The sequence below is a fragment of the Amycolatopsis umgeniensis genome, assembly GCF_014205155.1.
In the GTDB taxonomy this organism is placed as follows: Bacteria; Actinomycetota; Actinomycetes; order Mycobacteriales; family Pseudonocardiaceae; genus Amycolatopsis; species Amycolatopsis umgeniensis.
Genome location: NZ_JACHMX010000001.1, coordinates 2,219,774 through 2,233,404 on the forward strand (window position 1 = coordinate 2,219,774; position 13,631 = coordinate 2,233,404).

Here is a 13,631-nt window from a genome sequence, read left to right on the forward strand (position 1 = left end):
CGCGGTCAGTGAGCTTTAGCGGGCTTCGAGGACGACGGCCAGCCCCTGGCCGACACCGATGCAGATCGCCGCCAGCCCCCACCGGCCGCCGGTGCGACGCAGGTGATGGGCCAGCGTGCCGAGGATCCGGCCGCCGGAGGCGCCCAGCGGATGCCCGATCGCGATCGCGCCGCCGTTGACGTTGACGATCTCCGGGTCGAGCTTCGACCAGTCCCGCAGGCAGGCCAGCGACTGCGCGGCGAAGGCCTCGTTCAGTTCCACGGCCGCCAGGTCTTCCCAGCCGATCCCGGCCCGCTCCAAGGCGATCTCGGCCGCGCGGACCGGCCCGATACCGAAGACGTCGGGATCGACGCCCGCGGCGCCCCGGCCCGCGATCCGCGCCAGCGGATCTTTGCCGAGCCGCTTCCCGGCGGCCTCGTCGCCGAGCAGCAGGGCGGAGGCGCCGTCGTTCAGCGGCGACGCGTTCGCGGCGGTGACCGTCCCTTGTGGACGGAAGACGGGCTTGAGCTTCGCGAGCTTCTCCGTGCTGGAGCCAGGCCGGATGCCCTCGTCATGAGTGAGTTCGACACCCTCGACGGGTACGACGTGATCGTCGTAGAACCCCTCGTCCCAGGCGCGGGCGGCGTTGACGTGACTGCGGACGGCGAACGCGTCCTGCTCGTCGCGGCCGATGCCGTAACGCTCGGCGAGCTGCTCGGTGGACTCGCCGAGCGAGACCGTCCACTGCTCGGGCATCTTCGGGTTGACCATGCGCCAGCCCAGCGCGGTGGAGTACAGCGTCTGGTTTCCGGCGGGGAAGGCCTTCTCCGGCTTCTGCATGACCAGCGGGGAGCGGCTCATCGACTCGACCCCGCCCGCGACGGCGAGCGAAGCGTCGCCGACCTGGACCGACCGGCTCGCCTGCATGACCGCGTCGAGACCGGAGCCGCACAGCCGGTTGACCGTGGCGCCGGGCACCGTCGTCGGCCAGCCCGCCAGCAGCGCCGCCATCCGCGCGACGTTGCGGTTGTCCTCGCCCGCGCCGTTGGCGTCGCCGAGCACCACCTCGTCCACCGTGGCCGGGTCGAGGTCGTTGCGCTCGGCCAGCGCCCGCAGCACGGTGGCGGCGAGGTCGTCCGGCCGGACCCCGGACAGGGCGCCGCCGTACTTGCCGAACGGGGTACGGATGGCGTCGAACAGGAAGACGTCGGTCATGCGCTCGCCCTTTTGAGGTCTCGGAGGATGCGGAGTTCTGCCTCGGTCGGTGCCGGGGTGGTTCCCAGGTCGCCTGCCACCTTCAGTTTCCACCCGGTCGCCTCGACGACCTGATCGACCTCGATCCCGGGGTGCAGTTCGGTGAGCGTGAGCTCGGCGGTCTCCGGGTCCGGCCGCATCAGGCCGAGGTCGGTGACCACCAGCGTCGGCCCGGCGCCGGGGAGGCCGAGCCGCTCGCGGTCGCCCTTGCCGGTGCCGTGACCGAACGACGTCACGAAGTCGACCTTCTCGACGAACGTGCGGGGGCTCTGCCGGAGCACCACGAACACCTCGCGACAGGAAGCGGCGATCTCCGGCGCCCCGCCCGCCCCGGGGAGCCGCACCTTGGGATTGGCGTAGTCCGGGCCGATGACGGTGGTGTTGATGTTGCCGAACTTGTCCAGCTGGGCGGCACCGAGGAAGCCGACGTCGATCCGGCCGGGCTGGAGCCAGTAGTTGAAGACCTCGGGGACACTGACCACCGCGTCCGCGGTGTCGGCGAGTTCGCCGTCGCCGATGGACAGCGGGAGACGGCTCGGTTTGGCGCCGAGACACCCGGATTCGTAGATCAGCGTGAGGTTCGGCGCGTGCCCGCGGCGGGCCAGGTTGGCGGCCGTGCTGGGCAGGCCGATGCCCACGAAACAGGACATCCAGTCACCGAGCGCGCGAGCGGCGGCGACGCTCATCATCTCGTCGGAGGTGTACTCGGTCATGCCTTCACTCCCGTCAGCTCGTCGAGCCAGCGGGTGAAGCTCTCCCTGTCCCGGCCGATCGCGTCCCATGCCTGGTACGCGTCGTTGTCCCGCTCGTAGTACCCCGCCGCGTACGACGGCTTCGCGCCACCAGGCACCTCGGCGACGGCTGTCACCGCCCACGACGGCAGCACGATCGCACCCGGACGGGGCTCCAGTTCGTCCACGACCTCCTCGACGGTGATCAGCGATCGTTTCGCCGCCAGCACCGCCTCCTTCTGCACGCCGGTGATACCCCAGATCTGGACGTTGCCCGCCCGATCGGCGCGCTGGGCGTGCACGATCGTCACGTCCGGGTTGAGGGCGGGGACGGCGGCGAGCCGCTCACCGGTGAACGGGCAGGTGATGGGCTTGATCGTGTCGGTCTGCGCGGGGAGATCGGTGCCCGTGTAGCCGCGCAGCACGGCGAACGGCAGACCCGAGGCGCCGGCGACGTACCGATTCGCCATGCCCGCGTGACTGTGTTCCTCTATCTCCAGGGGCACCGGCCAGGAATGCTGGACCGCGTCACGGAAACGGTGCAGCGAGCCGACGCCGGGATTGCCACCCCACGAGAAGATCAGCTTGCTCGCGCAGCCCGCGCCGATGAGCTGGTCGTAAACGATGTCCGGGGTCATGCGGACCAGCGTCAGACCGGTGCGGCGCTGGCGGATGATCTCGTGGCCGGCGGCGACGGGAATGAGGTGCGTGAAGCCCTCGAGCGCGACGATGTCGCCATCGCGCACCAGCCGCGCCACGGCCTCCTTCAACGACAGCAGCTCCGCCATCCCCACTCCCGGTTGTTCGTATCGCGCACACTTGTTCTGTATCTGAACATAGCACAGCCGGGCCGGTCGGGGCACTCCTTCTTTGGGTGGGCCGAAGGGGCCTTTCACCGCATGACACGGGGGCAAAGCGCCCCTCACCACGTGAGACGCGGCGAAGGGCCCCTTCAGCCCGCAGTGGGCCGGCACGTAAGCGGACCGGTCACGATCGCGACCGATACAGAGGGGGCTGTGTGGAAATAGGGACACTCAACGTCCCTATTTCCACACACCCTCACCCAGAACAGCGGCAAGGGGCCTTCCACCGCGAAAAGTCCGCGATGAAAGGCCCCGCCTCGCGCCGGCGAGCCGCCACCGGCCGGCGCGAAGTCCTACCGCACCTGGATCAGCCGCGACCCGTGCGCCGGAACCGCCGAAGCCGTCCACGAACCGGAGAACTTCCCGAGATCGCTCCGCGAAACCAGGTCGCGCACCTTCCTCTTCCCCGACAACCCGACGTCGCCCCACTTCACCGTGACGTCGGCCGCCGAAGACCCCAGGTTGTAGACCGCCAGCGCCCAGCTGCCGTCACGCAGCTTCTTCTTCCACACCTGAAGGTCCCCACCGGTCACCCGCGTCGGGTACGTACCCGACCGGTCGACCGAGATCACCTCGGGATTGGTCAGGATCGAGACGGCCTTGTCGTCCAGGAAGTAGATGTCACCACCGACGTACAGCGGCGCCGACGCCATCGACCAGAACGTCATCACGCTTTGCCGTTCGACATCGTTGATGCCGTCCTGGATCCCGTTGCCGACGTTGTTCGAGATCGGCATCGAGTCCAGGTCCGCCCGGTAGTTCTTGCCGAAGACGCCCAGCCAGTTCGGCAATTCGGTCCAGCGGGCCTTCACCGAGCTGTCCCAGGAGGACACGGTTTCGCAGTAGCACTCGATGTCGGTGTCGACGCGGACACCGTTCGCGTGCGGGGCGAGTTGCTCGCCGATGGAGCGCGGGACGGGCCAGGCGCTCGCTGTCAGCCACATCGCGCGGCCGGAGCGGTCGATGGCCTTCGACCAGGCCGCGATGTCGGCGACGTTGTCCGCGGTCGTGCCGTCGACTTTGATGAAGTCCACGCCCCACGAAGCGAACTTCGCGACGATCGAGTCGTAGTACTTCTGCGCGCAGGGATTACGGTAGTCGATCTTCCAGTTGCCGCCCCACATGTTCGCGGGCGTCAGCGGCCGGAAGGCGATGTCCTGCGCGCGGCACGACGTCCCCGCGATGGGCGCGTTCTTGTCGTAGACCTCTTTCTCCAGCCCCGTCACCGAGTACAGGCCCAGTTTCAAACCCTTGCCGTGCACGTAATCGGCGAGAGCCTTGATCCCGCTGGGGAACCGGGACGGATCGGGATCCGGGACACCCTGCGCGTCGGTGTGGAAGACCCACGCGGAGGTGGCGTTCCAGCCCGCGTCGATGTTGACGTACTCGTACCCGGCGGACTTCAGTTTGCCCGCCATCGCGTCGGCGGCGTCGCGGATGTGGGTCTCGGTGAGCCAGCCGGTGCCGTAGCCCGGTCTGCTCGACGACTGGACGCTCCAGCTGCTCCAGCCCATGAACGGTTTCACGAAATCCGTCTTCGCCTCGGCGACGGGGAAACCGCCGAGCGCGACGACCAGGACGGACACCAAAGAAAGACGGCGGAGAAAGCGCATGTCGTCTCCTCGTTGAGAGAACTACTCCTTGAGCCCGCTGGCGGTGATCCCGCGGACGATGAAGCGCTGCGCGACCAGGAACATCGCGACGAGTGGGGCGATGGTGACCAGGGCGCCCGCGAACAGCGCGGGCAGGTTCACCGTTTGCGCGGTGAGGAACGTCGACAGCGCGATCTGCGCGGTCCACGACGCCGGGTCCTGCCCGATGACCAGCGGCCACAGGAAGGCGTTCCAGCTCTCGATGAACAGCAGGGAACCGAGCGACGCGAGCATCGCGCCGGAGTTCGGCAGCACGAGCCGCACGTACACGCCGAGATAGCCGAGCCCGTCGAGACGGCCCGCTTCCTCGATCTCGGCGGGGAACCGGAGATAGAAGTTGCGGAACAGGATCACCGCGAAGGCGTTGAACAGGTTCGGCGCGATGATGCCCCATTGAGTGTTCACCCCGCCCATCGCGCCGACCACGACGAACGTCGGCACGAACGTCACCGACTGCGGGATCATCAGTGTCACCAGGATGAAGGTGAACACCGCCCGCCGACCGGGCACCTCGATCCGGGCCAGCGCGTAGCCCGCCATCGAACCGAGCAAAGTCGCGATCGGCGCGGTGACGATCGCGATGAGGAACGAGTTCCCCAGCGAGCTCGCCATCGGCACCGATTCGTCGGCGAACAGGTCGCCGAAGTTGACCCAGCTCACCGGATCCGGCAGCCAGTGCCAGTCCGCCGACGACGCCTGATCCGGCGTCACCAAAGCGTTGCGCACCATCAGGTAGAACGGCAGGAGGAAGATCACCGCGAGCACGGTGGCCAGCGCGTAACCACCGACGTTCCGCGGGCGGCGCGTGGTCAGGAGGGCCATGTCAGTCCTTCTTCCCGAAGCCCACGATCCGGCCCTGCAGCAACGTGACCACGATGATGATCAGCGTCAGCACGAAGGCCCCCGCCGAGCCGAGCCCGTAGTTCTGGTCGCCGAGCGCGGAGTCGTAGAGGAACACCAGCGGCGGCCGCACCGGCGCGGTGGCGTTGCCCGTCTGCACCGAGCTGAACAGGTTGTAGAACTCGTCGAAAGCCTGGAAAGCGGCGATGAGGATCAGCAGCAGGACCGCGACGGAAGTGTTCCTCAACTGCGGCAACGTGATGTGCCGGAAGGCCTGCCGACGCGAGGTCCCGTCCAGCTCCCCCGCTTCGTACAGCGAACGCGGGATCGCTTGCAACCCGGCGAGGAACAGGATCATGTAGAGCCCGACCTGCAGCCACAGACGCAGGGTCACCACGGCGATCCAGTACAGCGGCGGGCTCGTTTCGGAAAGCCACGCCACCGGTTCCATGCCGAACAGCCCGCCGAGCGCGTTCGCGACGCCGGTCGGGAGCCCGTTGAACAACGCCATCCGCCACATCAGCGCGGCGACCACATAGGACACCGCGGCCGGGATGAGGAACGCGGTCCGGAAGAACGCGCGCCCCTTGGTGATGCCGTTGAGCAGGACCGCCAGCCCCAGCGACATCGCGAACGTCACCGGCACGATGAACAGGGTGAACAGGCCGATGGAACCCAGCGACGACAGGAAGGCCTCGTCGGCGAGCAACGTGGTGTAGTTGTCGATCCCGACCCATTTGCCGAGGTCGAGCGTGCCGCGAGCGTCGTTGAAGCTGAGCAGGAAGCTCCAGCCGATCGCCACGTATTTGAACAGGCCGAGCCCCAGTACGGTCGGCCCGGTGAGCACGGCGAACGCGCCGATCGCCCGCCAGTCCCGCCGCTTCTTCGACGTCATGCCAGCTGCTTGTCGACTTCGGCCTGGACCTTCTTCGCCGCGTCCGCGAGCTCGGGGCCCGCGGCGGCCTCACCGTTGGCGATCTTGACGACGGACTGCAGCAGCAGGTTCTGCGACGCCTTGTTCCACAACGCCGGGAAGGTGTGCCCGTTCTGCTGCGAGATGGTGACGGCGTCCTTGGCCGCACCCTCGGCGAACTCCGTGGTCTGCGCGGCGATCGGCTTGCGCGATGGGATGTGGAAGCCGTACTTGACGCACCAGTCCTTCTGGAGTTCCCGCTGCTGGATCCACAGCCAGTTCACGTACTTCTTGGCCGCGTCCACCTGGGCCCCCTTGGCGTTGACCAGCTGCGACCAGCCGCCGACCCTGGCGGCGGGACGGCCTGCGTCGCCGAATTTCGGCCAAGGCACCACGCCGAAGTCTTCGCCCAGCGACTTCTTGATCTGCGGCATCGCCCAGAGCCCGCACCACTGCATCGCGACGGCCTTGTCCTTGAACGCGCCGGGATCCGACCAGTCGGTGGTGTAGCCCTTGAGCAGCCCGCCGGAATCGTGCAGCTGCTTGAGCCCCTCGATCGCGGCGACCGCCTGCGGGCTGTCGAAGGCGACCTTCTTGCCACTGGCGTCGAACAGATCGGTACCGGCGGACCAGAGCAGCAGGTACGCGGAATCGCCGACACCGTCGGTGCCGAGGTAAAGGCCCTTTTGCTTGCCGACATTGAGTTTCTTCATCGCTTCGAGCAGTTCGGCGAACGTCCGCGGAGGCGCGATCCCCGCGGCCTGCAACGCGCTCTTGCGGTAGAAGAGCATCATGACGTCGTCCATCATCTTGACGCCGTAGAGTTTTCCGTCCACCGTCACCATGTCGAGCGCGGCCTGGCTGAACTCGCCGCGCACCGGCGCGAGGATGTCGTCCAGCGGCGCGAGCACGCCGTTCTTGACGTTCTGGTACCGGAAGTCGCCGAGTTCGAACAGATCCGGCGCCTGCGAGGTGAGCAGCGCGGAGTTCAGCTTGGTCTCGTAGTCGCCCGCGATCCAGGTGATGTTGACCGCGATGTCGGGGTTGGCCTTGGTGAACTCCTGCGCGTACCGTTTGACGGCTTCCTGCGTGCCGTCCTCACCGTAGGCGTGATACCACTGGTTGAGCGTCACTTTGGCGCCGGAAGAGTTCCCGCCCTTGTTGAGCGGATCACCCGTGCCACAAGCGGAAACGACCGCTCCACCGGCGAAGAGCATCGAGCCGACGAGGAAGGTGCGACGGGAAAGCGGAGCTGGCATGTCGAACTCCTAAAGGCGGTCGGGGACGAAGAGACCTTGTACGGCGACGGCGGCAGCGCCCCGTGCCCATTCCTCGAACGGCAGCGGCCGGATCACCAGACCGCACCGGCCCGCGCTGCCGAACGCCTGCACGGCGAAGGTCCGGCGGATCTGATCTTCGAACAAGTCGTAGGTGGCGACGCCTTCACCGGAGACGACCACGCGTTCCGGGCCGAACAGGTTGACCAGCGCGGCCAGCCCGAGCCCGATCGCGTGCCCGGCTCCCGCGAACACCTCGCGCAGGGATTCGTCTCCCCCGCGAGCCCTGGCGACGGCGTCGTCCATGGTCAGGCCGGGTTCTCCCGCCGCTTCTTTCGCCGCGGCGAGTATCGCTTCGGTGGACGCGATCGCCTCCACGCAACCGGTTCCGCCGCAGTGACAGACCGGACCGTCGGCGGAGATCGGCACATGCCCGATCTCTCCCGCCACCCCGTGCGCGCCGCTGACCAGCCGCCCGTTGACCACCAGCGCGCTGCCGATCCCGGTGCCGACGGTGACCAGCGCGAACGACGAGGCGCCGACGCCTTCACCGAACCACTGCTCCGCGACGGCGAGCGCCTTGACGTCGTTCTCCAACGTCGTCTTCAGGCCTGTCGCCTCGTCGAGGAGTTCGGCCAGCGGGACATCGCGCCAGCCGAGGAAAGGCGAGTAACGCACGAGTCCGGTCTCCCGGTCGACGTCCCCGGAGATCGCGACACCGAGACTGTAGGCGCGGTCCCGGTATCCCTCGTCCAGCAGCTCGCCCACCAGATCCGCCAGCGCGGCGACGACGTGCTCGACATCGTGGTCCCGCAAGGGATGGTGGCGCGAGGTCTGGATACCGGCCCGGAGATCGGTGACGACGCCGATCAGATCGTCCGCGGTGATCTTCACACCGACGAAGTACTCGCGGTCCGATCGGATCGCGAGGGGGTTCGCCGGACGGCCCGCCCCCGGCCCCGTCCGTTCCTCCGACGCCAATTCCTCCAGGTAACCGGCCTCGATGAACGGACGCGCGGCCTTGGTGACCGCGGCCGAGGACAGACCCGTCCGGCGGGCCACGTCCACGCGGCTGACCGGCCCCTGCGTCAGGACCGTGGTGAACACGGTCGCCGCCGCGGGACTGGTGATCGGCGCCCTTGCCGGTGCACTGCGTGGCATGGCCGGTACGGTACGACGAATAAATTAACTTCGTCAAGAATTTATTTTTCCGCTGGTCAGCTCTACGCTCGGACTCATGTCGAGGATCGAGTTCGACCAAGACCGGCGCCTCTGGCTGCTCGGCACCCCGCAGACGTCGTACGCGCTGCGGCTCGACGCCGCCGACCGGCCGACGCACGTGCACTGGGGTCCCCCGCTCACCCTCGAGCAGGCGAAATCGATCGGCGCGCGGCGGAACCCGGCGGACAGCAGCTTCGACGAGCCTGGCGACGACCGGCCGGAGCTCCCCGTCGAAGGCGGGGCGGCGTTCGGCGTCCCGGCCTTGCAGGTGCGGTTCGCGGACGGGACGCAGGCGGTCGAGTGGCAGTTCCTCGGCCACACAAGCGAAAACGGCGAACTGACCATCCGGCTGCGAGACCGGCACTATCCGCTCGAAGTCGGGCTCCACTACCGCGTGCACGAAGACTCCGACGTCATCGAGCGCTGGACCACACTGCGGCACCTCGGCGAAGGCGCGCCGATCACCCTGCTGCGCAACGATTCCGCGTCCTGGACGGTGCCGAGGCGGGCGGGTTACCGGCTTTCGCACGTTTCGGGTGCCTGGAGTTCGGAGTTCGGGGTCCGCCGCGAGCCGCTGTCTACCGGCGAGACGACGTCGACCAGCAGGCGCGGGGTTTCCAGTCACCAGGCCAATCCCTGGCTGATGCTCGACGCGGGTGACGCGGACGAGGGACACGGCGAGGTGTGGAGCGCCGCGCTCGCGTGGAGCGGCAGCTGGCGGATCACCGCCGAGCGGTCGCATACCGATCGTGTCGGCTGGACCGGCGGCGCCGGTCACGAAGGACTGACCAGGACGCTGCGGCCCGGCGAGATCCTGGAGACGCCGGTGTTCGCCGGTCTCTACGCGGCCGACGGCTTCGGCGGCACCAGCAGGCGTTGGCACGCTTACGTTTCCGGACACGTCCTGCCACATCCCGAGGAGCTGCGGCCGATCGTCTACAACTCGTGGGAGGCCACCGGCTGGGACGTCGACGAGGAGAAACAGAAGGCACTGGCCGTCGCGGCCGCCGAATTGGGCGCGGAGCTGTTCGTCATGGACGACGGCTGGTTCGGCGGCCGCTCCGACGACACCGCCGGGCTCGGCGACTGGACACCGAACCCCGAACGCTTCCCCGCCGGGCTCGACCCGCTCATCGACGAGGTCCATCGCCTCGGCATGCGGTTCGGGATCTGGGTCGAACCGGAGATGGTGAACCCGGACAGCGATCTCTACCGCGCGCATCCGGACTGGGTGCTGCGTATGGACAATCGTGAGCGGACGATGTTGCGCGGTCAGCTCGTGCTCAACTTCGCGCGGCCGGAAGTCGCGGACTGGGCCCACAAATGGCTCGACGACCTCGTGGGCCGCCACGAGATCGACTTCCTCAAATGGGACATGAACCGCGCGTTCACCGAGGCGGGCTGGCCGGAACGCGGCGAAGACGCGTCCCGGGCGTGGATCGACCACGTCCGCGCGGTGTACTCGGTGATGGACCGGCTGCGGGCGGACCACCCCCGGCTGCGGATCGAGTCCTGCGCGGGCGGTGGCGGACGCGCGGACCTCGGCATCCTCGCCCGCACCGACGAGGTGTGGACGTCGGACAACACCGACGCCTTCGACCGGATCGGCATCCAGCACGGTTACGGCCAGCTCTATCCCGCGGGCACCATGGCCGCCTGGGTGACCGACAGCCCGAATCCCCTGACCGGGCGGTCGATCCCGCTCCGGTTCCGGTTCCACGTCGCCATGGCGGGGGTCCTCGGCCTCGGCGGTGACCTTCCACTGTGGACGTTCGAGGAGCGCCGTGAGGCCGCCGAGCTCGTGGCTCTCTACAAGGAGATCCGCCCGGTCGTCCAGCACGGCGCGCAGTACCGGCTGGGCGAACCGGGCGGCTCCCCCTTGACCGCGGTCCAGTACCTGCTCGAGGACCGCGTGGTCGTGCTGATCTGGCAACGGCCGACGGAATACGGCCGCCCGCTCGTCCCTCCCCGCCTCGCCGGGCTCGACCCGGAAGCGCGCTACCACGACGAAGACACCGGCGAGATCCACCATGGCGCGATCCTGCTTTCGCACGGGATCGATCCGGCACTGTCCGAAAAGGACTACGCCAGCGCCCTGATCCGGCTCACCCGGATCAGCTGATCCCGCTGCCGGGAGGGAACCATTCGACGGCCTTGAAGTCCCCCGTCTCGACCGTCTCGAACGGCGCACTGCTCATACAGGGCGGCACGACGAACTCGTGGTCGGGATCGGGCCCCCAGCTGTAGCCGACCCGGTCCCGTTTGCCGTGGTCGTACACCGACATCCCGACACGGCGGTCCTCGAGCCCCGGGACGTTCGTGTCCTCGACGATGCCGGTGACCACGGCGACCGGGCCGCCGACCACCAGGCAGTCGACCCTGCCCTGGAAGTAGGCCGAGAACCCCGCGCCCGAGTGGCTCACCCGGAACGTCCCCCTGCTGTCCGGGAAGAGCCCGTGCGCGTCGAAGGTGAACCGGACGTCCTGGCCGTCCTTGCGCAGCATCTTGGCGCTGCCGACCAGACTCGGTTCGGTCGGCTTCCCCTTGCCCTCCTCCGCTCCCGACGCCGGACCGGCGGCGACGAGCGTCGTGGCGAGGACCATCGCGGCTCCGATGGCCGCGAGCTCTCGTGATCGTTTCATTTCCACCCCTGGAATCCCCTGGTCGCGAAACATTTCCGCGCTCACAACCATCCCGGGGCAACCGGCGGTGACGACTCCCCCGCGCAGGGGAAGCGCCTCCCTCATACCGGGGATTCGCAGGTTTGGGATACCAAACTCCGCACACTAGGCTGAGGGGGTGACCTCGACGATCGCGGTGACCCGGTGGATTCCCGACGAAGCGCTGAAAGTGCTCGCCGAAGCCGGGGAGGTGAAACTGTCGCGCGCCGAGAGGCCGCTGACACCGGACGAACTGCGAGAGTTCGTCGGGGGCGCGTCCGCGATCGTCGGCATGCTGCACGACCGCATCGACGGCGCGGTCGCCGACGCGGCGGGCCCCGGCCTGAAGGTCGTGGCGAACGTGGCCGTCGGCTACGACAACCTCGATGTCCCCGCGCTGGCGGAACGCGGCGTCACCGTCACCAACACCCCCGGCGTGCTCACCGACGCGACCGCGGATCTGGCATTCGGGTTGCTCCTCGCGGTCACGCGACGGATCGGCGAGGGCGAACGGCTGATCCGCTCGCGCACCCCGTGGTCGTTCCACCTGGGTTTCCTGCTCGGCTCCGGGCTCCAGGACAAGACGCTGGGGATCGTCGGACTCGGCCAGATCGGGCAGGCGGTCGCGCGGCGGGCACTCGCTTTCGGCATGCGGATCGTCTACTCGGGACGATCGCGGGCCGCCGAAGACGTCGAGAAGACGTTGGGCGCGAAGTACGTGTCCGTCGGCGAACTGTTGCGAAGCTCCGACGTCGTTTCGCTGCACTGCCCTCTGACGCCGGAGACCCGGCACCTCATCGACGCGGACGCGCTGAAGTCGATGAAACCGGGCGCGTACCTGATCAACACCACCCGGGGGCCCGTCGTCCACGAGGCGGCGCTGGCGGACGCGCTCGAGGCGGGGGAGATCGCCGGAGCGGGTCTCGACGTGTTCGAAGCCGAACCCGAGGTCGAGCCGCGCCTGCTGGATCGCGAAAACGTCGTCTTGACGCCGCACCTCGGATCGGCGACGGTCGAGACCCGTACTGCCATGGCCGTGCTCGCGGCCGAGAACGTCGCGTCGGTGCTCGCCGGCGGAAACCCCCTGACGGAGGTTCGTCCATGACTCGTGTCGTCATCGCGCCCGACAAGTTCAAGGGAAGCCTGACAGCGGTCGAGGCCGCGGAGGCGATCGCTCACGGCGTTCGCGACGCGCTACCCGAAGCCGAGGTCTCCTCCTGCCCTGTCGCCGACGGCGGCGAGGGAACGCTCGACGTCCTCGTCGCGGCGGGTGGCCGTCTCGTGGAACTGCCGGTCCGCGGGCCGCTCGACGGCACCGTCGAGGCGAGCTACGTACTGCTCGACGGGACGGCGTACATCGAGTCGGCTCGCGCGTGCGGGATCGAATTCGTCGAGCCGAGTCCGGAAGTGGCACTGACCGCGCACACCTGGGGCGTCGGCGAACTCCTCGCGCACGCGCTCGACAACGGCGCGCGGCGGCTGGTGCTGACCGTCGGCGGAACCGCGAGCACCGACGGCGGCGCCGGCATGCTGGCGGCGCTGGGCGCCGGGGTGTTCGACGCGTTCGGCGCACCGGTCGGACTCGGCGGCGGCACCCTGGGCCGCGTCGCTTCGGCCGAACTCGGCCCGGTGCGCGAAAGGCTCGGCTCCGTCGAGGTCGCCGTGGCCACCGACGTGACGAACCCGCTGCTCGGACCGCGGGGCGCGGCCGCGATCTTCGGTCCGCAGAAGGGCGCTGGTCCGCGCGAGGTCGAGCAACTGGACGAGTCACTGGCCCGCTGGGCACAGGCGTTGCGGAACGCGGGAACCCCCGACGTCTCCGATCTTCCCGGAGCGGGCGCGGGCGGCGGTGTCGCGGCCGGCGCGATCGCGGGACTCGGCGCCTCGGTCGAATCCGGCTTCCAGCTCATCGCCGGGCTCACCGGGGTCGCCGGCGCCATCGAGCGCGCAGATCTCGTCATCACCGGCGAGGGCTCCCTGGACGAGCAAAGTCTCGACGGCAAAGCCCCGGCGGGCATCGCGGCCCGCGCGCAAGAGCACGCGGTCCCCCTGATGGTGCTGGCCGGACGGATCCAGCTGGACGAGAGCCAGCTCGCCGGCCTCGGTGTCGTGGGCAGCGCCGCCCTGATCGACCACGCGCCTTCGCTCGACCACGCGCGTGCGCACGCGGCGGAGCTCCTGCGCGAGCGGGCCGGCGAGCTGGTCCGTGCCTGGGCCCGGACTTAAAGCCTGAACCCGCCG

At 68.8% G+C, this 13,631-nt stretch carries 12 protein-coding genes; 3 read left to right on the top strand and 9 right to left on the bottom strand.

What is annotated here, in order from left to right; genetic code table 11:
• Positions 1-15: 15 nt before the first annotated feature.
• The 8 genes from HDA45_RS09855 to HDA45_RS09890 all read right to left on the bottom strand — a co-directional run bounded on the left by HDA45_RS09855 (position 16) and on the right by HDA45_RS09890 (position 8,670).
• Positions 16-1,194 (bottom strand): thiolase family protein, encoded by a 1,179-nt coding sequence (locus tag HDA45_RS09855; protein WP_184893940.1) that lies wholly within the window; start codon positions 1,192-1,194, stop codon positions 16-18.
• Positions 1,191-1,946 (bottom strand): CoA-transferase subunit beta, encoded by a 756-nt coding sequence (locus HDA45_RS09860; RefSeq protein ID WP_184893942.1) that lies wholly within the window; start codon positions 1,944-1,946, stop codon positions 1,191-1,193. Before HDA45_RS09860 ends, HDA45_RS09855 begins: the two co-directional genes overlap by 4 nt.
• Positions 1,943-2,752: a CoA transferase subunit A gene (locus HDA45_RS09865; RefSeq protein WP_184893944.1), complete on the bottom strand. Its 810-nt coding sequence runs from the start codon at positions 2,750-2,752 to the stop codon at positions 1,943-1,945. Before HDA45_RS09865 ends, HDA45_RS09860 begins: the two co-directional genes overlap by 4 nt.
• A 368-nt stretch (positions 2,753-3,120) precedes the next feature.
• Positions 3,121-4,440: a glycoside hydrolase family 27 protein gene (locus HDA45_RS09870; protein WP_246480662.1), complete on the bottom strand. Its 1,320-nt coding sequence runs from the start codon at positions 4,438-4,440 to the stop codon at positions 3,121-3,123.
• A 21-nt stretch (positions 4,441-4,461) separates the two neighbouring features.
• Positions 4,462-5,301 (bottom strand): carbohydrate ABC transporter permease, encoded by an 840-nt coding sequence (locus tag HDA45_RS09875; protein ID WP_184893946.1) that lies wholly within the window; start codon positions 5,299-5,301, stop codon positions 4,462-4,464.
• Position 5,302: 1 nt separating this feature from the next.
• Positions 5,303-6,214, bottom strand: coding sequence for a carbohydrate ABC transporter permease (locus tag HDA45_RS09880; protein WP_184893948.1), 912 nt, complete (start codon positions 6,212-6,214; stop codon positions 5,303-5,305).
• A complete protein-coding gene (locus tag HDA45_RS09885) occupies positions 6,211-7,491 on the bottom strand; it encodes an ABC transporter substrate-binding protein (protein WP_184893950.1) in 1,281 nt (426 codons plus the stop codon). The genes HDA45_RS09880 and HDA45_RS09885 overlap by 4 nt, the downstream gene beginning before the upstream one ends.
• Before the next feature lie 9 nt (positions 7,492-7,500).
• A complete protein-coding gene (locus HDA45_RS09890; protein ID WP_221471063.1) occupies positions 7,501-8,670 on the bottom strand; it encodes an ROK family transcriptional regulator in 1,170 nt (389 codons plus the stop codon).
• Positions 8,671-8,746: 76 nt separating this feature from the next.
• Here HDA45_RS09890 and HDA45_RS09895 point away from each other — a divergent pair, with 76 nt between their 5' ends.
• A complete protein-coding gene (locus tag HDA45_RS09895) occupies positions 8,747-10,852 on the top strand; it encodes an alpha-galactosidase (protein WP_184893952.1) in 2,106 nt (701 codons plus the stop codon).
• Here HDA45_RS09895 and HDA45_RS09900 read toward each other — a convergent pair.
• Positions 10,845-11,372 (bottom strand): hypothetical protein, encoded by a 528-nt coding sequence (locus HDA45_RS09900; RefSeq protein WP_184893954.1) that lies wholly within the window; start codon positions 11,370-11,372, stop codon positions 10,845-10,847. The genes HDA45_RS09895 and HDA45_RS09900 overlap by 8 nt on opposite strands.
• Before the next feature lie 157 nt (positions 11,373-11,529).
• Here HDA45_RS09900 and HDA45_RS09905 point away from each other — a divergent pair, with 157 nt between their 5' ends.
• Both HDA45_RS09905 and HDA45_RS09910 read left to right on the top strand, forming a co-directional pair.
• The gene (locus HDA45_RS09905) at positions 11,530-12,495 is read left to right on the top strand and encodes an NAD(P)-dependent oxidoreductase (RefSeq protein WP_184893956.1); all 966 of its coding nucleotides are present in this window, start codon (positions 11,530-11,532) and stop codon (positions 12,493-12,495) included.
• A complete protein-coding gene (locus tag HDA45_RS09910) occupies positions 12,492-13,616 on the top strand; it encodes a glycerate kinase (RefSeq protein WP_184893958.1) in 1,125 nt (374 codons plus the stop codon). The genes HDA45_RS09905 and HDA45_RS09910 overlap by 4 nt, the downstream gene beginning before the upstream one ends.
• Positions 13,617-13,631 lie beyond the last annotated feature (15 nt).

What these genes read in the sequence shown, in the direction of transcription:
- HDA45_RS09855 (WP_184893940.1), bottom strand. Translation starts at nt 1,194, where the DNA reads ATGACCGACGTCTTCCTGTTCGACGCCATCCGTACCCCGTTCGGCAAG.
- HDA45_RS09860 (WP_184893942.1), bottom strand. Translation starts at nt 1,946, where the DNA reads ATGACCGAGTACACCTCCGACGAGATGATGAGCGTCGCCGCCGCTCGC.
- HDA45_RS09865 (WP_184893944.1), bottom strand. Translation starts at nt 2,752, where the DNA reads ATGGCGGAGCTGCTGTCGTTGAAGGAGGCCGTGGCGCGGCTGGTGCGC.
- HDA45_RS09870 (WP_246480662.1), bottom strand. Translation starts at nt 4,440, where the DNA reads ATGCGCTTTCTCCGCCGTCTTTCTTTGGTGTCCGTCCTGGTCGTCGCG.
- HDA45_RS09875 (WP_184893946.1), bottom strand. Translation starts at nt 5,301, where the DNA reads ATGGCCCTCCTGACCACGCGCCGCCCGCGGAACGTCGGTGGTTACGCG.
- HDA45_RS09880 (WP_184893948.1), bottom strand. Translation starts at nt 6,214, where the DNA reads ATGACGTCGAAGAAGCGGCGGGACTGGCGGGCGATCGGCGCGTTCGCC.
- HDA45_RS09885 (WP_184893950.1), bottom strand. Translation starts at nt 7,491, where the DNA reads ATGCCAGCTCCGCTTTCCCGTCGCACCTTCCTCGTCGGCTCGATGCTC.
- HDA45_RS09890 (WP_221471063.1), bottom strand. Translation starts at nt 8,670, where the DNA reads ATGCCACGCAGTGCACCGGCAAGGGCGCCGATCACCAGTCCCGCGGCG.
- HDA45_RS09895 (WP_184893952.1), top strand. Translation starts at nt 8,747, where the DNA reads ATGTCGAGGATCGAGTTCGACCAAGACCGGCGCCTCTGGCTGCTCGGC.
- HDA45_RS09900 (WP_184893954.1), bottom strand. Translation starts at nt 11,372, where the DNA reads ATGAAACGATCACGAGAGCTCGCGGCCATCGGAGCCGCGATGGTCCTC.
- HDA45_RS09910 (WP_184893958.1), top strand. Translation starts at nt 12,492, where the DNA reads ATGACTCGTGTCGTCATCGCGCCCGACAAGTTCAAGGGAAGCCTGACA.